Genomic DNA, 21293 nt, shown 5'->3' with positions numbered 1-21293 from the left:
GCGGTTGTTTTTTATAACTACTTCGCCGGCTCCGCAAGCGGGCGTTGCGCATTTCCGCCGAGCGGTCGCTGGCGCACTTGGGTATGCCGTGCAATCATTGCCCTCCCCCCAGGGGGGTGGCGGGCGATCTGCAAGTGAGGTCTCGTATGAAAAGACGATGGCTGCTTCGGATGATGATTGGAATTCAACTCGGGCTCGGCACTGCGGCCGCCCCGAGGCTCGCGTATGCGCAGACCGGGCGCTCCGCGCTGGTCGAATCCGCCATTGGCTACGTGCTGGCGCAGAGTTCCGAGCATCCGTATGCGGCCGTGCTGGACTACTCGACGCGCTCCAACCAACCGCGGTTTCACGTGATCGATCGAACGAGCGGCACCGTCATTCACAGCTTCATCGTGGCGCACGGTATCGGCTCGGAGCCCGACGACATGGATGGGGTGCCCAACGTCTTCCTGGACGAGGTCGACAGCAACGCGAGCAGCCTGGGCCTTTTCAAGACGGACGAGGTGTACATGAGCCCCACGGAAGGCAACGGCCTCTCCATGCGCTTGCGCGGCCTGTCACCAACGAACAGGAACGCATACAAGCGATTGATCGTGATCCATGCGCAGTCGTACGTGGAGCCGGAAATGATCGCCGCGCTTGGAGTTGCCGGCAGGAGCGACGGATGCATGGTCTTCTCATCCGCCGATCGCGACACGGTCATCGAGCTACTGCGCGGTGGTGCGCTCATTTATGCGGTGGCTGCAATTCCGGGCAGTTCCGCGGACTAGCGTGCGTCCGGGCTGCCGCAGTTGATGTAGCGTCGCGCGCATGACTCTCGACTATCTTGACTTCGACTACAGCGAAGACACCGAAGGCATCGGCGTGTTCGATGCCATGGCCACCGTGGGCCCACGGCATATCGCAGCGGTTCGCGCCGAAATCGAGCAGGTGCTCGCCTGGGCGCACGACACTTTTCGCGGCAGCCGCGGCGCAGTCGGCGAAGGCGGGGAGTGGGACTACGACCTGCAAGGCATGCAGGAAACGAGCGTTCCGGAGTCGCTCGAATTCAACGAAGAAACGCGAGAGCTGCGTGTGCGCGCAGGCCCGCCGAGCGAGCCCCGTCACACAGTCACGATCGCGATCAGCGGCACGCCGGACTTCTGCGCGATGTTCCGCGAGCAGTTCGAACTGGCCTGATCAGCCGCGATGATCGCGCAGCACGTGCAGCCGTCGTCCCGCGCCCCAACCGCTCCAGGCCATGCCCGCGGCCACGATCACCATCAGGATCGCGGATGACTGGAAGCCGCCTGTCCAGCCGCGCAGCAGCCCTGCGATGAGCGGCCCGGTGCTGGCGAGCACATAGCCCCAACCCTGTGCCATCGCCGACAGCCGCGCCGTCACTGCCGCGTCGGGCGAGCGCATCACGATGAGGCTGAGTGCCAGTGCGAAAGCGCCGCCCTGTCCGCAGCCGAGCAGCACGGCCCAGAACCACACACCGTTGAGCGGCGCGAAGAGAAAAGCGAGCATCGCCATCAGGATGACGACTGTAATGCCGAGCGTCAGCCCGCGCTGATCGCGGCAGCGCGCCGCGATCGAGGGCGTCACGAGGCAGGTCGCCAGTTGAACGAGGATGGAAACGCCCAGCACGTAGCCGGCAGTGGCGCTGTCGAGTCCGCGCTCGCGCAGCATGGGCGCGAGCCATCCCATCACGATGTAGGCCAGCGACGACTGCAGCCCCATGAAGCAGGTGACCTGCCAGGCGAGCCGGTCGCGCCGCAAGCTGCCGACGTGCGCGCTGGCTTGGATCTGACGCGAAGGCGATGCCAGCGCCTGTGGCGCCCAGAGCAGCACCACGAGCCCGGCGGGCAGGGCCCAGAAGGCCAGCGCAGCCGTCCAGGCCCCGCCCAAAAGATGTTCCAGCGGCACCGTGAACGCGGCGGCACTCGATGCGCCCGCACACACCGCCAGTGTGTAGAAGCCGGTCATCATGGCGGCATGGCTGCTGAAGTCGCGCTTCACAAGGCCGGGCAACAGCACGTTGCCTACAGCGATGCCCGCGCCGCCCAGGGCCGACGCGAAGAACAGCATCGGCAGGCTGCCAGTGCCGCGCAGCAGCGAACCGATGCAGATGAGCAGCAGTGCGCCCAGCAGAGTACGTTCGGGGCCGAAGCGTCGCGCCAGCGCCGGCGTCGGTGCCGCGAAAACGCCCAGGCAAAGAAGCGGCAGGGTCGTGAGCATGCTGGCACCGGTGGGTGTCAAGCCCGTGTCCTTCATGACTTCCGGCAGCAACACCGAGAGGCTGCCGAACAGCGGCCGCAAATTGAAAGCGATCAGGATCACGCTCAGGCCGAGCAGCAGCTGCCGCGCGCGCGTCTGCGCCTGGGACGGAGCGCCGAAAGACGGGGGCTTGGCAACGTGAGGAGGAGCGTCGACACCGAGAAGGTCGTCCGCGCGGGAGCCGGACGCTCGGGCTGGTTGAGGCATTTGTTTGATTGGGTTTGAGACTGCGAGGCGAAAAGGACTGTAGCCGGATCATCCGAACGGCACGGCGCGCCAGGGAGTTGTCCGCGTCCGCAGACGGGGGAAGGCTGCGGCGAGCGCCCGTCGCCTCACGCCATTTCGAGTTCGCGAAAGCAAGCCAGCATCGCAGTGAGCACTGGCGCCTTGACCGGGCCCCGCCGCCAGTCGGGCGCTTCATGGTCCATGTGCATGCAAAGGTCGTCCCACGCTTCGGCAAGCGCGGCCCATTCGGCAACGCCGCGTTCGCCCACGCGGCGCGCCAATATCGGCAACGCCTGCCGCAGTGCCGGCACTTGTTCGATCAAGAGACGGCAACGCCGAAAGGCGTTCGCGTCTCGGGGAAGATCACGCTGGGTGCCCCGGTAGTGGCGCGGACGCACTCCCGTCAGAAGCATGAAGAGCGCCAGGCTTGCGGGCCCGTGTTCGCCAGCGGCCAGCCAACGGATCGAATGGAAGTCGAGACGCAGCGCGTCCCGCCCGAGCCGCGCGCGCATGCGTTCGATGGCGGCGGGGGTTTCTTGCCGGCGCAGGCGTTCGAGCGCGTCGGGAGACCCGATGACGGCGGTCGCATCCAGCATGCGCGCGACCCCGGCGTGCAACACCTCGCTGTCGTTGGCCTGCTTCAGCAGCCGAAGAAACTCCACCAGCGGCATTTGGCCGTAGACGATCCTGCACCCTTCGCGCATCAGGATTCGATAGCTTGCTTGCTGACTGGCCGAGATGGTCACTCCGCTCTATCGGCAGGAAGCGGGCCGGAGAACAGGGGCGACGACGAGTTTTTTTGACGCGGGCGAGCGCCTCAGTCGATCTCGCGCTGCCAGGCCGCGTACGCGCCGGCAACCAGCGCAACGACCGCGATCACATGAAAACCGTCGAGCGAAGCCATGAAGGTGGCCTGCTGCTCGAGCATGCGCGAAAGCGTCGCGACCGCCATGCCGTGGGCGTCGCCCAAGGCATGCCCGCCGGCCTGGAAGCCGCGCGTCAGCATGTCGAGCGACTGCATGAAGGCAGGGTTGGATGCGCTCGACGATTCGGCCAGCCTCGTGCCGTGGAGCGCCACCCGATGCTGCTGAAGCGCGATGACGCTGGCCGTCGCAAACGAGATCGCCAATTGGCGCACCAGGTTCTTCAGCCGATAGCTGTGCGCGAAGTCATCGGCTTCGAAAGATCGAAACGTGATGCCCGCCACCGGCAGCACCACGAACAGCATCATGAGTCCGCGCAGCAGCAACGGCGCCGCCAGCTGAAGGCGGCCCACCTGGGGCGACATTTGCGCGAACCAGAGGGCCGCGGTCGCCGCGATGCCGAAGCCCGGCACGATGAGCCACTTCTTGCGCGTCACGCGCGCCGAGTACTTGAGGTAGACGAACACCAGCATGCCGCTCACCAGCGACATCGCGCCCGTGAAGTAGCCGGTGTCGCCGACGGTGAAACCGAGTCCGCCCTCCATCAGCCGTGGCAGCAGATAGCTGAAGCCGGTCGACATGTAGTAGTAGACGACGTAGAGCGCGAGCCCCACCTGGAAAGTCCGTAGCCGAAGAGCTTGCAGGCGCACGAGCGGCGCCGGATGCTGCCACTGCTGGTAGGCGAACCAGCCGAGGCCCGCCACTCCTGCAATGGCCAGCCCGATCAGCGTGGGCGATCCGGAAAAGAGCTCGTAGTGAGTGCGCGTGAGCACGACCTGCAAGGCCGCCTGCGCCAGCGCGAAGACGACGTAAGCCACGTGATGCGGCTCGGTGCGCTCGTGCGGTGCGACGTCGCCCACGTCAGGCACCGTCCAGAGCGCGAGAACGCCGGCAAGCACGGCGGCCGGTGCTGTGCAGAAGAAAAGCGAACGCCATTCGAAATGCGTGACGAGGAAGGCGCCGATGACCGGAGCCAGAGCGCCGCTGAACACGATGAGCATCATGAAGGCTCGAAGCGACTTGGCACGGCGCTGCAAAGGAATGCCGATCTGGATCAGGATGCGGCAAGCTCCCAACATGGGGCCGACGAAATAGCCCTGGAAGCCGCGCGCCAGCATCAGCTGGATGGAGTTCTCGCTGAGCGCCGCACCGATGCCGCCGGCTGCGAAGGCGAACATGGCGACGGCCAGGTAGCGGCGATAGCCCACGCGCTCGACCCAGCTGTGTTGCTGAAGGATGCCGAGCACCGCGCCCAGGGTGTAGGCACTCGATGCCCATACCAGTTCGTCGGCCGACGCACTGACACCCCCCGCGATGTAGCTCGCGAAAAAGGCAAACAGCGCGTTGTCGAAATAGTCGATCCCCGTCACGAGCCCGATGACCCAGGGCGCGAGCGCAGCGACGTCCAACTCGCGGCGGGGCAATGCGACCATGGACGTGCTCAGCCGCCCGGTTTTCGCCGGGTATTGGATGCCGGTGCGGACTGCCCGCGCTTGAGCTCCTGCAGCGCCGCCTCGACCGGCTCGCCGGCGAGCCTGCGTTCCACGTAATCGATGTCGCGGCGCAATTGCGCGCGCAGTGTGGCAGCTTCCTTGAGCTCGCGCCGAACCTGGGCGATGCGCGTGTCGAGCGCTTCGAGCTGCGTGGACAGCGTCGCCTTCAGCGTCTTGAGGGAAGCATTGGAAAGCCTCGGCCGCCCGCCCTCGGCCGGGGCGTCGAAAGGCTGCTGGACCATGGCCGTGATCGCCGTGAGCGAGAAACCAAGGGACCGCAGCCGCAGCACGCGTGCGAGCTTGTCGAGGTCGGCTGACTCATAGAGCCGATAGCGGCTTTCGCTGCGCACCGGGACCACGATGCCCAGCTCTTCGTAGTACTTGAGCGTGCGAGGCGTCACGCCCAGGCGGGCTGCGGCGTCGCGGACAGTGATGGTGCCTTCTGAATCGGCCATGCTCGCGATTCTACCCAAACGTGTACGTTCACGTATAGCTTTGGGATTTTGGCGGCGCCCACCGATGGACACGCATTCCGGCCGATATGATGAGCCGGATCAACGACAAGAGGGCTTTTCGACATGCTGAATTCCTTGACCCCTTTCCTGATCACCTGGGCGATCACCGCACTTTCGCTGTGGGTGGCCAGTCACATCTTCAAAGGGATCCAATTCGAAAGCGCCTCGTCGCTCGTGATCTCGGCGCTGCTGCTCGGCTTCGCCAACGCCATCGTCCGGCCCCTGCTCATCATCCTCACCCTGCCGCTGACGCTGGTGACCTTCGGCCTCTTCATCCTCGTGATCAACGCACTGATGATCCTGCTGGTGTCGGCGCTGGTGCGCGGTTTCAAGGTGTCGGGCTTTTGGACGGCCCTTTTCGCGAGCATCTTCATCTCGCTCTTGAGCATCTGCATCGGCGCGCTGATCAGCGGCGGCACGCCCGAGACAACCATCCAGATGCCGTCCGACGGCAAGTGGCTCTGAGCCTCAGCCAGGATCAGGCCAAGAACTAAGGCGCCGGCTTCACCAGCATCAGGCTCGCGGTGTTGCCGTGCCGCAGGGTCAGCACCGGATAGGCGGTGTCCGTGACGAAGAGCAGCTGGTCGCCCTGCAGCATGCGCGCCGACACCGTATAGCGCATGCGTGGGTCGATGCGGGTGGGGTCCACGCTCAGCTCGAACGGAAACGGCACCTGCTTGCCATTGGCCCGGAATCGCTGCTCCGCAAGCACGACCGCAGGTGCATCCATGCGGGAGACGTCGAGCAACTGGACCACGATTTCCACCGAAGGGTCGAGCGCCATCCGTTCGCGATAGGCGACGGTGCCTGTCACGCGCAGCGGTTCCGTCCTGGCCGCGGGCGATTCATTCCCCCTGTTCATCGCGCTGCCGCAAGCCACCAGCAGCGCAAGCCCGGCGGCAGCACCGGCGAGACGAAGAGCCAAGCGTCTTTTCATGCCGAAGCACTCTGCGCCTGGGCGTGCCTCGCGGCGAACGCCACATACCAGTCGAGGCTCCCCGGATTGGCCATCGCCTCCCGGTTCACGACCCGTTCGAGGGGTTGGCCCAGGAGCAGCTTTTTGATCGGCAGTTCCTGCTTCTTGCCCGAAAGCGTGCGCGGAATTTCCGCGACCTGATAGATGCCATTGGGCACGAAGCGCGGCGACAGCGAAATCTTGATGGCGTTGTTGATCTTCGCGCGCATCGCATCGTCGAGCGGCACGCCGTCGCGCAGCACCACGAACAGCGGCATGTAGCTTTCGCGGCCAAGGTATTCGAGGTCGACCACCATCGAGTCGAGCACCTCCGCAAGGCCTTCGACCGCGGTGTAGATCTCGCTGGTGCCCATGCGCAGTCCCTGGCGATTGATGGTGGCGTCGCTTCGGCCGTAGATGATGCAGCCGCCGTCTTCGCCGATCTTGATCCAGTCACCATGGCGCCAGACGCCGGGGTAGGTGTCGAAGTAGCTCGACAGATAGCGCGCGTTGCCTTCGTCGCCCCAGAAGTAGAGCGGCATGGACGGAATGGGCTGGATGCACACCAGTTCGCCGACTTCGCCGATGATCGGCTGGCCGGATTCGTTCCATGCCTCGACCGCCGCGCCGAGGAAGCGGCATTGCATCTGGCCCGGCACTTCGGGCAGTTCGCGGTTGCCGCCGACGAACGCTCCGCAAAAGTCGGTGCCGCCTGAAATGTTGTACCACCACACCGCCGGTGAACCTGCCGCGAGCACTTGCGCGGTGCCCCAGCGCTGCACGTCCTCAGCCAGCGGCGATCCCGTGCTGCCGAGCGCGCGCACCCGCGAGAGATCGCCGCAATCCTTTGCGACCAGGCCACCCTTCATGCAGTTGGCGAAATACGCCGCGCCCGCGCCGAAGAAGGTCACCTTGTGCCTCGCAACGAAGCGCCACAGCACGCCCCAGTCGATCTTTTCCCGGCTGCCCGCCGGATTGCCGTCATAGATGCAGATGGTCGCGCCGAAGGCGAGCCCCGAGAGTTGCGAGTTCCACATGACCCAGCCCGTCGAGCTGTACCAGTGGTAGCGCTCGCCGAAGTTGTTGGCGCTGTAGCTCGGGCCCAAGTCGTGGTGCAGACCGCACGCGTACATGTTGACGATGATCCCGCCCTGGCCATGCACGATCGGTTTGGGCAATCCGGTGGTGCCGCTCGAATACACGATCCAGATCGGATGGTCGAAAGGCAGCCATTCGGGCTCGAAGGCGGCGGTCGCGGCATCGTCGCGCGACGTCGCGCTTGTCCACTCGGCTTCGGCCTGCATCGGAGCCGCCGCGAAAGGCGTGCGCACCAGCACCAGCTTGCGCACGCTGGGCAATGCCTCGCGCAGTTCGCGCACCACGGCACTGCGGTCCAGCGGCTTGCCGCCATAGTGGATGCCGTCGACGGCGATCAACACCTTCGGCTCGATCTGCCTGAAGCGGTCGACCACGGCGACCGTGCCCATGTCGGGCGCGCACACGCTCCACACCGCGCCGATGCTCGAACACGCCAGAAACGCGACGAGCGTCTCCGGCACGTTGGGCATGTACGCGGCAACCCGGTCACCGCGTTCGACGCCGAGCTCGCGCAGCGTCAACGCGAAAGCGGCGACTTGCCGCCGCAGTTCGGGCCACGACATCTCGCGCACTTCGCCGAGTTCGTTCTCGCTGACGATCGCCGGCATGCCCGCAGCGTGTGCTGCATCGACGTGGCGGAACACTTCGCGCGTGTAGTTCACCTGCGCGCCGGAGAACCAGCGTGTGCCGGGCATGTGCCTGTCGGCGATGACGCTGGACGCCGCCGTCGGGGAGTGCATGCCGAAGAAATCCCAGATGCTCTGCCAGAACGCCGCAAGATCGGTGACCGACCAGCGCCAGAGGGCATCGTAGGAATCGAAAGAAAGGCCGCGCTCGTCGCGTAGCCAGTTCTGATATAGGCGAATCTGGGGAATGAAGGGTGCAGGTGTTGTCGGGTTCACCCAGCGAGCCTATCGCGCGCCGGCCCGGTCCTTCAATGCGGGTAAGCACAGAGGCGCTTCGCCGAGAGCAGGGTCACACGGCTTGTTTGTGTCATCAGATCGTGGTGTACTTTTGGGTGATCTGGCAAACCCATTTTTTGAAGGAGCGGACATGTCCCTGCGCATCAACGACGTCACCCCCGATTTCACGGCAAACACCACCCAGGGGCCGATCAAGTTCCACGACTGGATCGGCGACAAATGGGCCGTCCTGTTTTCGCACCCGAAAGACTTCACACCGGTTTGCACCACCGAACTTGGTTATATGGCGAAGATCGAGCCTGAGTTCACCAAGCGCAACGCCAAGCTGATCGGCCTGAGCATCGATCCGGTCGATGCGCACGACAAATGGGCCAAGGACATCGAGGAAACGCAGGGCTATTTGCCGAAGTACCCGATGATCGGCGACACCGACCTTGCCGTGGCCAAGCTCTACAACATGCTGCCGGCCGAAGAGCCCGGAACTTCCGAAGGCCGCACCGCGGCCACCAATGCGACGGTGCGTTCGGTCTTCATCATCGGTCCGGACAAGCGCATCAAGCTGATGCTGACCTACCCGATGACCACCGGCCGCAACTTCGACGAGATCCTGCGGGTGCTCGACTCGATGCAGCTCACGGCCGCGCACAAGGTCGCGACCCCGGTGAACTGGAAGAACGGCGACGACGTGATCATCGCCGGCTCGGTGTCCGACGAAGAGGCCAAGAAGCTCTATCCGGAAGGCTGGAAGGCGCCCAAGCCCTATCTGCGCGTGGTCAAGCAGCCGGGCTGATCGGCGCGGCCGCTCACATGATCTTCGAGCAAGTCCCCACCGGGGGTTGCCAGTCCTACCTGATCGGCTGCGGCGAGACTTGTGTGGGCGCGCTCATCGACCCGGAGCTGAGCCAGATCGACCACTACTTCGCCCTGGCCAGCCGCGACGGCGTGCGGATCCGCTATCTCATCGATACGCACACGCACGCCGACCATTTTTCAGCCACCAAGGAACTGGCCCGGCGGCTCGGCGTGCCGGTCGTGATGCATCGCGCCAGCCCCGCCCCTTTCGTCGACATGCGCATCGGCGATGGCGAAATGGTGGCCGTCGGCAAGCTGCGGCTGCAGGCGCTTCACACGCCCGGGCACACGGCCGATTCGATGTGCCTGAAGGTCGACGACCGGGTGTTTACCGGTGACACGCTGCTCATCGGCGGCACCGGACGCACCGATCTGCCGAGCGGCAACCCCGAGGCGCTCCATGACAGCCTCTTCAATCGCCTTTTGCAGCTCGATGCGGCCCTCAAGGTCTACCCGGCGCACGACTACAAGGGCCGCAGCCACTCCACTATCGGCGACGAGATCGCCAGCAACCCGCGCCTGCAAAAGCGCGACCGCGCCGAGTTCGTCGAGATGATGCGCAGCCTGAATCTCACGATGCCGACACATATCACCGAAGCGCTGCGTACCAACATGAGCGGCGGCAGGACGGTCGCGAGCCTCTTGGCCGAAGCCAGCGCGGCGGTGCCGTTCATGTCGCTTGACGAACTCAAGACGCGCGTCGAAGCCGTGGAGGACGACCTGATCGTGCTCGACGTGCGGGAGCGAGATGCCTACGAGGCAGGCCATGTCCCCGGCGCACGCCTGCTTCCGCGCGGACAGCTCGAGCTTCGCGTCAACCAGGACCTGCCCGACCCTACACGCCGCATCATCACTTGCTGCGAGCTAGGCTATATCTCGACGCTTGCAGCGGCAACGCTTCGCGCGATGGGCTTCCAGCGCGCGGTCGCGCTCGACGGCGGCATGAAAGCGTGGCGCGAATCCGGCTTTCCGCTGAAGCCGGGCAAGGAACCCTGAGCGGGATGCTCGCGATCCACGATCCCGCTCGAAGGAGACGACATGACACACCGAATCCTCACGCTTCTTCTCGTCTGCGCGACGCTGACAGCGCTTGCCGCTTGCGAGCCGAAGCCGCAGACGCCGAAGGCAGCAGCAGTCTTCGGCGCTCAGAACTGAACGCCGATCCCCGCCTGGATCAGATCGCCGTCGCGGTCGTACCGGGTCGCGAAGCGATTCCACGTCAAGCGCGCCAGCCAGCGTTGGCCGAACCTGTAGCTCGCCGAGACGGAGACCAGGCCTGAAATGCGACCGTCGCCCGTGGAATCGAAAGGCGAGTGATCTTTCTGGGTGATGGCCACATAGGGGCCGATGCCGGCGGCCAGGGTGAAGCGGTCGTTGAAGAACGCGCTCGTTGCCCATAGCTGCGCCGCAGCGCCATCGCGTCGCGCCTGGATGTCGCCGTCTTCATGGATCAGGGAGGCAGTCACGTCGAGGTGCGGAGCCAGCCCGTGCCGATACTCCAGCGAAGCAGCGGGCGACGACTGCGATCGATCGCTGTTCAGGATCGATGCTCCCAGCATCGCGGTCAATTCATTGCCAGTGACGTTCGACGTCCTCTCGATGGGGCCGTCCCGCGGTCCCGGCCTGTCAGGAGCGTCCAGTTGATAACCCACGCCGAACAGCAGTGCGGTGGTGTCCGGGCCACCGCTCACCATCACGCGATTGAGCTTCATCTCCGCGATCCAGCGGTTGTCGAAGTAGTAGGCAAGCCGCAGGCTCAGAACGCCGCCCCATCCATGGGCGTTGTCATAGCTCGGGAGGTACTGGGCCGTGATCGTGTCGAAGTAGCGGTAAGGGCCGGCGCCGGCCGAGAGTTCCAGGCGGTTCTCCGCCATCGGAAGTCGCGCCCAAAGTTGCAAGGTCTGACCGTCTCGATGGTGATACGAAAGATGACCTTCGTTGAGCCACGAAAAGCTCCATGCCGCGTAGGGGCCCAAGCCTTGGCGGTAGGCGCCTTCCCATGAATACGTACGCTCGCCCGAACTCGCGAGCGGCCCCGCAAGCAGGGACAGTTCCTGGCCGCTGGCCATCGAACAGCAGGCAAAGACGCCTGCGGCACCGAGCGATCGAAGCGGCTTCACAAATGGCTTCACGCGCAACCTCGATGCCAAGCTGGCAAATGAAGATGAATAGGCCAATGCGCACAAGCATACCGGCCGCGTGTGGGTTCGAAGGCCTCTCCTCGCTTCCCTGGCCTTGTCTGCCTCGCTTTACAGGCCCTGCCCTACAGGTCCTGCTTGTTCGGGGCGGTTTTTGCCAACTCATCCATGGCCGCTTGACGTCTTGCGCGAAGCCAGTGCCTGCGCCTCAGCAGAAAGACGACGGCGCCAATCGGGGCGCCGAAGTGCACGATATAAGGCGCGGCGGGTGCGGCCTTGGAGAAGCCTGCGCCGAGCAGCGAGACGTAGACGGGCGAAAAGTCCAGCGCCCCGGTGGTCCAGTTGAACGACCACTGCATCACTCCGACGCACACGAAGATGAGCCACGCCCATTTACGCCGCGGGATCGGCGTGCGGATGCACAGGACCAGCGCCACCAGCACCAGGACCGCAATTGCCACCGTGAGCACGAAAACGACATAGTGGCCGACGCTCTTTCCGGCAAAGGTGAATCGGTTGATGTTTTCGAGCGAATCCGCCAAGGGAGTGACGTGAACGCTCGTGACGGCGAGATTGCCGTTTCGGCGTTCGAGGTTCACGTTCGCCAGGAACCAGGCGCTCGGATAGCGATATTCGAATGTGAGATCGAAACGATCGACGTCGAACGCCTTGAACGTGAAGGCACCGACAACCCTGGTTTCTGTCGGCGCTCCGGGAGGAAATTGCGCTGCAACCTGCTGGAGCTTGGCGCGCACCTGCGGATCCCTGAGCGCCGGCGCAAGCCGGCTCTCGGCGGCGTCGAAGTCCGAAGCAGCGATCTGCGAGACAAACGCCTTGGCGAACGCGGTTTCTTCCTGGGGAGCCAGTTGATCGATCGCTGCCTGTTGGGCGCAACCTGCCAGCAGCAGCAGGGCGAGGGCGCCCCACCAGAAAACGCGCAACCCTCGGCGAGACACGTTCAGCGAGCGGTCGACATCACCGTCGCGCGGCACCGCGGCCGCTCTTGCGGGGCCAGCAGTGCGCAATTGTCCAGGGCCCGCCGCTGCATGTCGCTCAGGTTGCGCTGGGGCGGTGCGTCATATCCGCGGTGGTATCCGTAGCCGGGCGCAGGCCTGTACTCCGGCGGCGGAGCGTAGTAACCCGGAGGCGGTCCGTAGTAGACGGGTGGTGGTGGCCGTTGGTAGTAGACGGGCGGAGCGGGTTGATAGTAGACCGGCGGCGGTGCGACGTAGGCAGGCTCGGCCGGGACCACATAGGCCGGCTGGGGCTGGTAATAGCTCGGGCCGCCGAACTCGACGCCGACCGACACTTCGGCACTGGCGCTGGCCGCAGCCGAAAGGGCAGCGACGGCCACGGTGGCCGACAGGGCCCATTTGACAAACGCGGTGCCAATCAATCTCAAGGGGAGTCTCCGAACAAGGGCGAAGGCCCTGTGGTGATGGATGAAACGCTCCAGCGGCAATGCCGGTGGACATGCTGACATTCTGTGACGTATCGCAAGGAATCCGATGCAGGACATTCTCGCGTACTGCGCGAGTCGTCTTCGCCCTGCTAGGGAAGGCGAAACAGGCTCGTCGCTTCCAGATCCAGCACAGGCAGTTCGCGCTGGTTGATCAACCTCCAGCGCCAGCGCAGGATGCCGAGCGTCGGGCGCTTTTCGGAACGGCGCACCTCGACGACGTCAGCGATCAGCCGCAGGCTGTCGCCGGGGCGCACCGGATTCGGCCACTTGAGATATTGAAGTCCCGGCGATGCGAAGGACTCGGACCCGACGAGTGCGGCATCGGTGACGAGGCGCATCGCGATCGCGCTGGTGTGCCAGCCGCTCGCAATCAACCCGCCGAAAGGGCCGTCGGCGGACTGCTGTGCATCGGTGTGGAACCACTGCGGGTCATAGGCCCGCGCGAACTGGATGATCTCCGCCTCCGTCACCACGTAGGGGCCGGCCTCGATGACCTGTCCGTCGTGGAACTCGGCGAATTTCATCGTCAGTAGGTCTCCAGGTGCAGCCGGCCTTCGCGCTTGAGGCTGGCGCCCAGCGTATCCCAATCAAGGCCGGCATCGGACGCCACGTCCCGCAGCGCCAGCACCACGCCTTCTTCCATGCTCTTGAGGCCGCACACATAGAAGTGGCTTTGCCCGTCCTTCAGCAGTTCGACGAGGTCGGCTGCGCGCTCGCGCATCATGTCCTGCACGTAGCGCTTGGGCTGGCCGGGCGTGCGAGAGAACGCAAAGTTGATGTCGATGAAATCCTTGGGCAGCGTTTGCAGCGGGCCAAAGTATGGAAGCTCTTGCTGAGTGCGCGCGCCGAAGAAGAGCATCAGCTTGCCGCCTTCGAACTTGCCGCTCTTGCGCAGGCGCCGGCGCCACTCGGTCATCGCGCGCATGGGCGCGCTGCCGGTGCCGGTGCAGATCATCACGATGTGCGACTTCGGATGGTTTGGCATCAGGAACGATGCGCCGAACGGACCGATGACCTGCACCTTGTCGCCGACCTTCAGATCGCAGACGTAATTGCTGCACACGCCGCGCACCGGATTACCCTGGTGGTCCTGCAGCACGCGCTTCACGGTCAGAGAGACATTGTTGTAGCCAGGCCGCTCGCCGTTGCGCGGGCTTGCAATCGAATACTGCCGTGCAAAGTGCGGCTTGCCACTGGCATCGAGACCCGGCGGGATGATCGCGATCGATTGCCCTTCGAGCACGGGGAACGGCATGGTGCCGAAATCGAGCACGATGTGGTGCGTCTGGTTTTCGTAGCCCGCTTCGGTGCAGTTGAAGTTGCCGACCACGGTCGCGGTCGTGGGGCTCTTGGGCGGAAAAAGGTTGGTGTAGGCGTGCGCCGCCGACCACGGTGGCACGGTCGCGCCATACTGCGCCGAATTGAACACCGCTTCGCCCGGTGCCGCAGGCGGCTGCGGAGAAGCGGCGGGCACCTGCACCAGCATTTGCCCGTCGCCCGCCGATGCGACGCCTTCGGCTTCGAGCTGCTCCGGCGTGAGTTCGGCTGGCAGTTCGTCCCACGTCAACTGCTCTTCGATCGAATAGGCACGCGTCACCGGCATCGTGCGCCAGTTGTCGATCGAGCCGGTCGGGCAAGGGGAGATGCAAGCCATGCAGCCATTGCACACGTCGGCACGCACCACGTAATTGCGGTCGTCATGCGTGATCGCGTTCACCGGGCAAGTCGCCTCGCAGGTGTTGCACCGAATGCAGATCTCCGGGTCGATCAGGTGCTGCTTGATGACATTCACTTCAGCCAAATCCATCTGGTTGTCTCCTTCCTTGTCACCACCGCTGCTTCCAGAAACACCGCGGAACCGGCTTTGCCGGGCCGCCGGTGTTGCCCCCGGCCAGGGGGTTGGCGTAGCGACACGAAGTGCGCGAAGCCTGGGGGCGAGCTCAGTTCAGCCGAACCTTACATATTCGAAGTCGACCGGTTGGCGGTTGATGCCCATAACGGGGGGTGCAATCCAGCCGGCGAACTTGCCGGGGTCGACCACACGGCCCATCAACGATGCCACGAAAGCGAAGTCTTCGGGCGTCGGCAACCATTCGCTCTTCTTGGCAGCCCACTCGGCTTCGTTCACGACGCGGCCTTCGGGCGACATCTTGATGCCGGCGAGGGCGCCGATCTGGCGATTGAATGCCTTGTGGGGCACGGTCAGGCGAGTCGGGATGCCGGCCTTTTCGAGAACCTTGTTCCAGCGCGCAACGCCGGCGACGGAGTCCTTGATGAAGTCGTCGCGCAGCACTTCGTTGAGCGCGTTGAGCATCGGCACGTCCTTCTCGACGAGCTGGCCGTTCTGCACTTCGAGCACCTTGTAGGTCTGGCCCTTGAGGACGTGATCATCCGTGCGCTTGCCTTCTTCGTAGCGGCCCTTGAGGCCCGAGCTGTAGAAGGTGGCAGCGTTGCTCGACTGGTCGGCGCCGAAGAGATCGATGGTCACGCTGTAGTGGAAGTTCAGGTAGCGCTGGATGGTGCCGAGATCGATGGCACCCGCGGCGCGCACCTTCTGCGGGTCATCGGTCTTGAGCTCGTTCATGACCTGCGCGGTGCGCTGCAGCACGCGCGACACGCCGCTTTCGCCGACGAACATGTGGTGCGCTTCTTCGGTGAGCATGAACTTGGTCGTGCGCGCCAGCGGATCGAAGGCGCTTTCCGCCAGCGCCGACAACTGGAACTTGCCGTCGCGATCGGTAAAGTACGTGAACATGAAGAACGCGAGCCAGTCCGGCGTCTTCTCGTTGAAGGCGCCGAGGATGCGCGGGTTGTCCTGATCGCCCGACTGGCGCTGCAACAGCGCCTCGGCTTCCTCCCGGCCGTCGCGGCCGAAGTGCTTGTGCAGCAGATAGACCATGGCCCACAGGTGCCGGCCTTCCTCGACGTTGATCTGGAACAGGTTGCGCAGGTCGTACATGCTCGGCGCGGTGAGCCCCAAGTGCCGCTGCTGCTCGACCGACGCAGGCTCGGTGTCGCCCTGCGTGACGATGATGCGGCGCAGGTTCGCGCGGTGCTCACCGGGCACGTCCTGCCAAGCCTTCTCGCCCTTGTTGTCGCCGAAGTGAATTTCGCGGTTTGGGTCGCCCGGGTTCAGGAAGATGCCCCAACGGTAGTCGCGCATCTTGACGTGGCCGAACTGCGCCCAGCCTTGCGGGTCGACGCTCACCGCCGTGCGCAGGTAGACGTCATAGTTCGTCGAACCATCGGGACCGACGTCGTCCCACCAGTTGATGAAGTTCGGCTGCCAGCCTTCGAGCGCGCGCTGCAGCGTGCGGTCCTCGCCCAGGTTGACGTTGTTGGGGATCTTCTCGCTGTAGTTGATCGTGCTCATGACGGGGGCCTTTAACGGTGGAAGGACGGTTGAAGAAGTTTTCGCGAAACACCGCGGAACCGGCTTCGCCGGGCCGCTGGTGTTGCCCCCTGGAAGGGGGTGGAGAGCGACACGAAGTGCGCGAGCCTGGGGGTCATACCCTGTTCAAATCGAAACCGGCTTTCTCGCCGGTGCCATACACCTTGAGGGCACCCTTTTCGCCCACGGCGTTGGGACGATTGAAGATCCAGTTCTGCCACGCGGTAAGCCGGCCAAAGATGCGCGTAAGCATGTTTTCCTGGCTCGCGAATCGCAGGTTGGCTTCTAGGCCGGTGAGCGCGTCGGGCGACATCGCCACACGCTCTTCGATCGCGATGCGGATTTCGTCGTTCCAGTCGATGTCGTCCGGCGCCATCGTGACCAGACCGAGCTTCAGTGCCTCGTCCGCGTCGAGCGCCTTGCCGGCTGCCGCGCGGGCGGCTTCCATCGGCGCGGTTTCTTCATAGAAGCGGCGCTGCAACCTGCTCTGGTCGTTGACCATCGGGAAGTAGCCGAAGTTGAACTCGTTGAGCGTCAGCGTCGGGGCCTTGTCGGCATCGTCGGGCAGCGCCAGCATGTAGGCACGATCGGCGGCAAAGGCGATTTCAGCGAGCGTGCCCGCGAAGCAGGAGCCCGAGTCGATCAATGCGAAGAGGCTGCGCGAAGAGACATCGAGGCGGGCCAGCGTGCGGCGCAACGCGCCGATGGTTTCGCGCACCAGCCAGTGGTCCTTGTGGGCCAGCATCGTGGCGTCGCTTGCCAACACGGCCTGGGCATCGCCTTCGGTCTTCAGCAGCCAGGTGCCGATGTCGAGCTCGTTGGTGCGCATGCAGAGGATGGCGTCGTCGAGTTGACGAGCCATCGCGAGCGGCCACCAGTTGACACCGGCCGCTTCGATGCCTGCGATGTCAGTCGGCTGCGCGCTCTTGGGTGCCTTGACGGTGAAGGTGGCTGTGCGGCGGGCACGATCGATCTCGACGGTGACGTGCTCGTAGCGCAGGCTGTCGGGACCGTCTTCGCGCTCCACGCGGGTGAGGCTCACGCCCTTGCCATTCGCCGGGCGGTCGCTGGCTTCGGCGAGTTTGGCGGCACGTTCTTGCACGGCAGTGCCGAATTGCGCGGGCTTGGCAATTGCATCGACCAGACGCCATTCGACGGCACGCTGGCCACGCACGCCTTCGACGCTGGTGCAGAAGATGTCCGCGAGGTCATGGCGCACGTGGCGCTTGTCGGTCACGCGGGTCAGGCCGCCAGTGCCTGGCAGTACGCCGAGCAGCGGCACTTCGGGAAGCGAGACCGAAGAAGAGCGGTCGTCGACCAGGATGATTTCATCGCAGGCCAGGGCGAGTTCGTAGCCGCCGCCGGCGCAGGCGCCGTTCACCGCTGCGATGAACTTGAGCCCGGAGTGCTTGGACGAGTCCTCGATTCCGTTGCGCGTCTCGTTCGTGAACTTGCAGAAGTTCACCTTCCAGGCGTGACTCGACACGCCCAGCATGAAGATGTTGGCGCCGGAACAGAAGATCCGGTCCTTGGCGCTGGTGACGATGACTGAGCGCACCTCGGGATGCTCGAAGCGCACCCGGTTCAGGGCGTCGTGGAGCTCGATGTCCACGCCCAGGTCGTAGCTGTTGAGCTTGAGCTTGTAGCCGGGACGAATGCCGCCGTCTTCCGCGATGTCGAGCGACAGGCGGGCCACGCTGCCCTCGACGCTCAATTTCCAGTGACGGTACTGCGTGGGATCGGTGCGGTAATCCACGCGGGCGGGGTGGGCAGCGGTTTCAGCCATGACGGTCTCCTTGGGATCTTGCAGATGGGACATCTTGAACAATAGTGCATTTGCCTATCGCCATGACATGCATCATGCTGCATGTTTTCACGCCAGTCAACCTTGGAATGAATTTATTACAGCGGGGGGCGCCGGACTCAGCCTTCGCGGCTGATCGACTCTCGGACGGTGTCGCGCAGCAAGTGGAAACTCTCGGCCAGGCCGTGCCCGGTGGTGTCCACGCTCAGGTCCGCCTTCGAATAGAAAGCCGCGCGGCCACTCAGGATGCGCCGCAGGTCGTCCATGGCCTCCTTGCTCGCCGCCATCGGCCGGGTGTCGCCCTGCGCGGCGACGCGGCCCATGTGCTCTTCGGGGGCGGCCTGCAGCCACACTGTCGTGCAGTGCGCCAATAGCTGGTTGAAGGTGGCGGGGTCGGAGACGATGCCGCCGGGCGTGGCGATCACCACTTCGCTGTAGATCTGGACCGCTTCTTCGAGAGCACGCCGTTCGTAGCGGCGGTACGCATTGGTGCCGTAGAGATCGTGGATTTCGCGAACGCTGCAGCCGGCGATCTTCTCGATTTCGCGACTCAGCTCGATGAACGGCACATCCAGATCATCAGCAAGCATCTGCCCCAGCGTGGATTTGCCCGCCCCGCGCAATCCGACGAGCGCGATGCGCCGGTGCCGCGCCGGATCACCAGCGGCGGTGCCCAGCAGTTCGCCGAGGGCAATGCGGGCGCGTCGCAGGTCGGCTTCACTGCGGTGCTCGAGCAGTTCGCGGATCAACAGCCATTCGGGCGAGGTCGTCGTCACGTCGCCGACCAACTCGGCCAGCGAGCATTGCAGCGCGCTGGACACCTGCTGCAGCACCAGGATGGAAGCGTTTCCGATGCCGTATTCCAGATTGGCCAAGTGGCGCTCGGACACGTCGGCCGCCTGCGCGACGGCCTTGCGGGTCAGGCCGCGGCGTGCGCGCAGGTTGCGCACTCTTTCGCCCAGCGCGACCAGCAGCGGGTTCTTCGCGTCCTCCTCTTGCAGAGGCGCATCGGATGGCGCGGTCAACACCACGTCGTCAGCTCGCTCGTTCATGACTCTCTTTCGCTGTTCTGGTGGATCGCACTCGGGGTTAACACCCATTCATGCACTATATTGCTTGACACCTTGAGGTCCGGTGCTTATGGTTCATCTACAGGCAAGATACTGCACGCAGCCGATTGCCGCAAGTTTGTTCCCACGCACAAAGAACGCCAATGTCCAAACAAGCCTTTCACCAGCTCGTCGCCGACGTGGCGACACAGATCGCCGGCCGGCCGCTCGATCAAGATCTCGATCTCTGGCTCAACACCCATCATGGCGCTGGCAGTCCCACTTATGAGGGCCTGAAGCAGGCCTGCATCGGCGGCGTGGAGGAAGGCTGGCTGTGCGAGCGCGAGGGTGGCGGCATCCGTTACGGACGTGTGTTCAAGGCCGAAGACGCACTGAACCGGTTCTCGGTCGATGTCGTCGACATGCGCGACATTGCCGGGCCACATCACACGCATCCCAATGGCGAGATCGACTTGATCATGCCGCTCGAGGGCGACGCGACTTTCGACGGGCGCCCGGCAGGCTGGTGCGTCTATCCGGCCGGCAGCGCGCATCGCCCCACCGTGGCGCTAGGCCGTGCGCTGGTTCTCTATCTTTTGCCCGAAGGGCAAATTCAATTCAGCCAATGACCGAACTTCTTTCCAACTACGTGGGTGGTCGCTGGCAGGCCGGCAGCGGTGCGGGCACGCGGCTGTTCGATCCGGTGCTCGGCACCGAACTCGCGCGCGTCGACGCAAGCGGGCTCGACCTGGCCGATGCTTTCCGCTTTGCACGTGAAACCGGTGGCGCTGCGTTGCGCGCCCTGACCTATCGCGAGCGCGCAGGCTTGCTCGCTGGCATCGTGAAGGTGCTGCTGGCCCACCGCGACAGCTATTACGAAATCGCCACCGCGAACTCCGGCACGGTGAAGAATGATTCGGCGGTCGACATCGACGGCGCCATTTTCACGCTCGGCCAATACGCCAAGTGGGGCGATGCGCTCGGCGACGTGCGCGCGCTTCGCGACGGTGAGGCGGTCAAGCTGGGCAAGGAACCGCTGTTCCAGTCCCAGCATCTGCAAGTGCCGACGCACGGGGTCGCACTGTTCATCAATGCATTCAACTTCCCGTCGTGGGGCTTGTGGGAAAAGGCCGCGCCCGCGCTCCTGTCCGGCGTGCCTGTGATCGTCAAGCCCGCCACTTCCACCGCCTGGCTGACGCAGCGCATGGTGCGTGACGTGGTCGAGGCCGGCGTGCTGCCGGTGGGCGCCTTGTCGATCATTTGCGGCAGCTCCGCCGGGCTGATGGACCAGCTCCAGGGATTCGACGTGGTGTCGTTCACAGGCTCCGCGGAGACGGGCGCCGTCATTCGTTCGCACCCTGCAGTCGCCCAGCGCTCGGCACGCGTCAATATCGAAGCCGACAGCCTCAACTCCGCCCTGCTGATGCCGGATGCGGCTCCAGGCTCCGAGGCATTCAACCTGCTGGTGCGCGAAGTGGTTCGAGAGATGACGGTCAAGGCCGGCCAGAAGTGCACGGCGATTCGCCGCATCCTCGTGCCGGCGGCGCTCTATGACGCCGCGGCCGAAGCCATCAGTGCCAAGCTGGCTGGCATCACGGTGGGCAATCCCCGCAACGAGGCGGTGCGAATGGGTTCGCTGGTCAACCGCGCGCAGCTCGATGCCGTGCGCGAAGGCTTGGAATCGTTGAAGACGCAAGCCAGCGTTCTGCACGACGGCACGCAGAAGGCGCTGGTCGATGCCGACCCCGCGGTCGCCGCCTGTATCGGCCCGGTGCTGCTGGGCGCGCGCGATGCGGACGCGGCCGACCGCGTGCATGAGGTCGAAGTGTTCGGCCCCGTCGCCACGCTGCTGGCCTATCGCGATCTCGATCACGCCATTGCGCTCGCCCATCGCGGCCAAGGCTCGCTCGTGACTTCGATGTACGGCGCTGACGATGCGGCGCTGGGGCAGGCTGCGGTGCAGCTTGCAACCAGCCATGGCCGCGTTCACGTCATCACGCCCGAAGTGGCGCAGGCGCAGACCGGCCACGGCAACGTCATGCCGATGTCCCTGCACGGCGGCCCCGGCCGCGCGGGCGGTGGAGCGGAGCTCGGCGGCCTGCGCGCGCTGGATTTCTATCACCGGCGCAGCGCGGTGCAGGCCAGCCCCGGCGTGCTGGCGCAGCTCGGGCTTCAGTAGCGCGCAGCCGGCATCTCGAATCACGAC

Annotated in this window: 21 protein-coding genes; 7 read left to right on the top strand and 14 right to left on the bottom strand. The window is 64.8% G+C overall.

What is annotated here, in order from left to right; genetic code table 11:
• The first annotated feature begins 146 nt into the window (after positions 1-146).
• Entirely contained in the window at positions 147-770 is a 624-nt protein-coding gene (locus AC1DSF_RS12020; protein ID WP_478128469.1) for a murein L,D-transpeptidase catalytic domain-containing protein, read from the top strand.
• 40 nt (positions 771-810) lie between these two features.
• A complete protein-coding gene (locus AC1DSF_RS12015; RefSeq protein WP_478128470.1) occupies positions 811-1179 on the top strand; it encodes a hypothetical protein in 369 nt (122 codons plus the stop codon).
• On the opposite strand, the gene AC1DSF_RS12010 is transcribed toward AC1DSF_RS12015, so the two are convergent.
• The 4 genes from AC1DSF_RS12010 to AC1DSF_RS11995 form a co-directional block, all read right to left on the bottom strand.
• Entirely contained in the window at positions 1180-2466 is a 1287-nt protein-coding gene (locus AC1DSF_RS12010; protein ID WP_478128471.1) for a CynX/NimT family MFS transporter, read from the bottom strand.
• Between the two features lie 125 nt (positions 2467-2591).
• Entirely contained in the window at positions 2592-3230 is a 639-nt protein-coding gene (locus tag AC1DSF_RS12005; protein WP_478128472.1) for a hypothetical protein, read from the bottom strand.
• Between the two features lie 71 nt (positions 3231-3301).
• Complete coding sequence (locus tag AC1DSF_RS12000) at positions 3302-4840, bottom strand: MFS transporter (RefSeq protein WP_478128473.1); 1539 nt, start codon at positions 4838-4840, stop codon at positions 3302-3304.
• Positions 4841-4848: 8 nt separating this feature from the next.
• The gene (locus AC1DSF_RS11995) at positions 4849-5355 is read right to left on the bottom strand and encodes a MerR family transcriptional regulator (RefSeq protein WP_478128474.1); all 507 of its coding nucleotides are present in this window, start codon (positions 5353-5355) and stop codon (positions 4849-4851) included.
• Between the two features lie 123 nt (positions 5356-5478).
• On the opposite strand from AC1DSF_RS11995, the gene AC1DSF_RS11990 reads away from it, so the two are divergent.
• Positions 5479-5880, top strand: a complete 402-nt coding sequence (locus AC1DSF_RS11990) for a phage holin family protein (RefSeq protein ID WP_478128475.1) — start codon at positions 5479-5481, stop codon at positions 5878-5880.
• 25 nt (positions 5881-5905) lie between these two features.
• On the opposite strand, the gene AC1DSF_RS11985 is transcribed toward AC1DSF_RS11990, so the two are convergent.
• A complete protein-coding gene (locus AC1DSF_RS11985) occupies positions 5906-6340 on the bottom strand; it encodes a YbaY family lipoprotein (protein WP_478128476.1) in 435 nt (144 codons plus the stop codon).
• 8 nt (positions 6341-6348) lie between these two features.
• On the bottom strand, positions 6349-8370 hold the full coding sequence (locus AC1DSF_RS11980) for an acetoacetate--CoA ligase (protein WP_478128477.1): 2022 nt from the start codon (positions 8368-8370) through the stop codon (positions 6349-6351).
• Positions 8371-8521: 151 nt separating this feature from the next.
• On the opposite strand from AC1DSF_RS11980, the gene AC1DSF_RS11975 reads away from it, so the two are divergent.
• Both AC1DSF_RS11975 and AC1DSF_RS11970 read left to right on the top strand, forming a co-directional pair.
• Positions 8522-9181 carry a peroxiredoxin gene (locus tag AC1DSF_RS11975; RefSeq protein ID WP_478128478.1) on the top strand — a complete coding sequence of 220 codons (660 nt, stop codon included), beginning with the start codon at positions 8522-8524 and terminating at the stop codon, positions 9179-9181.
• Positions 9182-9198: 17 nt separating this feature from the next.
• Positions 9199-10239, top strand: coding sequence for an MBL fold metallo-hydrolase (locus tag AC1DSF_RS11970; RefSeq protein WP_478128479.1), 1041 nt, complete (start codon positions 9199-9201; stop codon positions 10237-10239).
• Positions 10240-10388: 149 nt separating this feature from the next.
• On the opposite strand, the gene AC1DSF_RS11965 is transcribed toward AC1DSF_RS11970, so the two are convergent.
• From AC1DSF_RS11965 to AC1DSF_RS11930, 8 genes are all read right to left on the bottom strand, one after another.
• Positions 10389-11312, bottom strand: coding sequence for a hypothetical protein (locus AC1DSF_RS11965; protein WP_478128502.1), 924 nt, complete (start codon positions 11310-11312; stop codon positions 10389-10391).
• Positions 11313-11506: 194 nt separating this feature from the next.
• On the bottom strand, positions 11507-12373 hold the full coding sequence (locus tag AC1DSF_RS11960) for a hypothetical protein (protein ID WP_478128480.1): 867 nt from the start codon (positions 12371-12373) through the stop codon (positions 11507-11509).
• Entirely contained in the window at positions 12340-12783 is a 444-nt protein-coding gene (locus AC1DSF_RS11955; protein ID WP_478128481.1) for a hypothetical protein, read from the bottom strand. Before AC1DSF_RS11955 ends, AC1DSF_RS11960 begins: the two co-directional genes overlap by 34 nt.
• A gap of 149 nt (positions 12784-12932) precedes the next feature.
• Positions 12933-13367 (bottom strand): MaoC family dehydratase, encoded by a 435-nt coding sequence (locus AC1DSF_RS11950; protein ID WP_478128482.1) that lies wholly within the window; start codon positions 13365-13367, stop codon positions 12933-12935.
• Positions 13368-13369: 2 nt separating this feature from the next.
• A complete protein-coding gene (gene boxA, locus AC1DSF_RS11945) occupies positions 13370-14650 on the bottom strand; it encodes a benzoyl-CoA 2,3-epoxidase subunit BoxA (RefSeq protein WP_478128483.1) in 1281 nt (426 codons plus the stop codon).
• 138 nt (positions 14651-14788) lie between these two features.
• A complete protein-coding gene (gene boxB, locus AC1DSF_RS11940; RefSeq protein ID WP_478128484.1) occupies positions 14789-16216 on the bottom strand; it encodes a benzoyl-CoA 2,3-epoxidase subunit BoxB in 1428 nt (475 codons plus the stop codon).
• Positions 16217-16349: 133 nt separating this feature from the next.
• Positions 16350-18020, bottom strand: coding sequence for a 2,3-epoxybenzoyl-CoA dihydrolase (boxC, locus tag AC1DSF_RS11935; protein WP_478182881.1), 1671 nt, complete (start codon positions 18018-18020; stop codon positions 16350-16352).
• A 137-nt stretch (positions 18021-18157) separates the two neighbouring features.
• Positions 18158-19090 (bottom strand): helix-turn-helix transcriptional regulator, encoded by a 933-nt coding sequence (locus tag AC1DSF_RS11930; RefSeq protein WP_478182880.1) that lies wholly within the window; start codon positions 19088-19090, stop codon positions 18158-18160.
• Positions 19091-19251: 161 nt separating this feature from the next.
• Here AC1DSF_RS11930 and AC1DSF_RS11925 point away from each other — a divergent pair, with 161 nt between their 5' ends.
• Both AC1DSF_RS11925 and AC1DSF_RS11920 read left to right on the top strand, forming a co-directional pair.
• Positions 19252-19716: a 4-hydroxylaminobenzoate lyase gene (locus AC1DSF_RS11925; RefSeq protein ID WP_478182879.1), complete on the top strand. Its 465-nt coding sequence runs from the start codon at positions 19252-19254 to the stop codon at positions 19714-19716.
• Entirely contained in the window at positions 19713-21266 is a 1554-nt protein-coding gene (locus AC1DSF_RS11920) for a 3,4-dehydroadipyl-CoA semialdehyde dehydrogenase (RefSeq protein WP_478182878.1), read from the top strand. The genes AC1DSF_RS11925 and AC1DSF_RS11920 overlap by 4 nt, the downstream gene beginning before the upstream one ends.
• Positions 21267-21293 lie beyond the last annotated feature (27 nt).

The organism is Variovorax sp. 01N429 (assembly GCF_056399425.1).
Note: the sequence above shows the minus strand (reverse complement) of the source record. Positions and strands in the feature narration are given on the sequence as shown.

Excerpts from the sequence above, each read along its gene's own strand:
- AC1DSF_RS12020 (WP_478128469.1), top strand. The coding sequence starts at position 147 with ATGAAAAGACGATGGCTGCTTCGGATGATGATTGGAATTCAACTCGGG.
- AC1DSF_RS12015 (WP_478128470.1), top strand. The coding sequence starts at position 811 with ATGACTCTCGACTATCTTGACTTCGACTACAGCGAAGACACCGAAGGC.
- AC1DSF_RS12010 (WP_478128471.1), bottom strand. The coding sequence starts at position 2,466 with ATGCCTCAACCAGCCCGAGCGTCCGGCTCCCGCGCGGACGACCTTCTC.
- AC1DSF_RS12000 (WP_478128473.1), bottom strand. The coding sequence starts at position 4,840 with ATGGTCGCATTGCCCCGCCGCGAGTTGGACGTCGCTGCGCTCGCGCCC.
- AC1DSF_RS11995 (WP_478128474.1), bottom strand. The coding sequence starts at position 5,355 with ATGGCCGATTCAGAAGGCACCATCACTGTCCGCGACGCCGCAGCCCGC.
- AC1DSF_RS11990 (WP_478128475.1), top strand. The coding sequence starts at position 5,479 with ATGCTGAATTCCTTGACCCCTTTCCTGATCACCTGGGCGATCACCGCA.
- AC1DSF_RS11975 (WP_478128478.1), top strand. The coding sequence starts at position 8,522 with ATGTCCCTGCGCATCAACGACGTCACCCCCGATTTCACGGCAAACACC.
- AC1DSF_RS11970 (WP_478128479.1), top strand. The coding sequence starts at position 9,199 with ATGATCTTCGAGCAAGTCCCCACCGGGGGTTGCCAGTCCTACCTGATC.
- AC1DSF_RS11965 (WP_478128502.1), bottom strand. The coding sequence starts at position 11,312 with ATGGCCAGCGGCCAGGAACTGTCCCTGCTTGCGGGGCCGCTCGCGAGT.
- AC1DSF_RS11950 (WP_478128482.1), bottom strand. The coding sequence starts at position 13,367 with ATGAAATTCGCCGAGTTCCACGACGGACAGGTCATCGAGGCCGGCCCC.
- boxA (WP_478128483.1), bottom strand. The coding sequence starts at position 14,650 with ATGGATTTGGCTGAAGTGAATGTCATCAAGCAGCACCTGATCGACCCG.
- boxB (WP_478128484.1), bottom strand. The coding sequence starts at position 16,216 with ATGAGCACGATCAACTACAGCGAGAAGATCCCCAACAACGTCAACCTG.
- boxC (WP_478182881.1), bottom strand. The coding sequence starts at position 18,020 with ATGGCTGAAACCGCTGCCCACCCCGCCCGCGTGGATTACCGCACCGAT.
- AC1DSF_RS11930 (WP_478182880.1), bottom strand. The coding sequence starts at position 19,090 with ATGAACGAGCGAGCTGACGACGTGGTGTTGACCGCGCCATCCGATGCG.
- AC1DSF_RS11925 (WP_478182879.1), top strand. The coding sequence starts at position 19,252 with ATGTCCAAACAAGCCTTTCACCAGCTCGTCGCCGACGTGGCGACACAG.
- AC1DSF_RS11920 (WP_478182878.1), top strand. The coding sequence starts at position 19,713 with ATGACCGAACTTCTTTCCAACTACGTGGGTGGTCGCTGGCAGGCCGGC.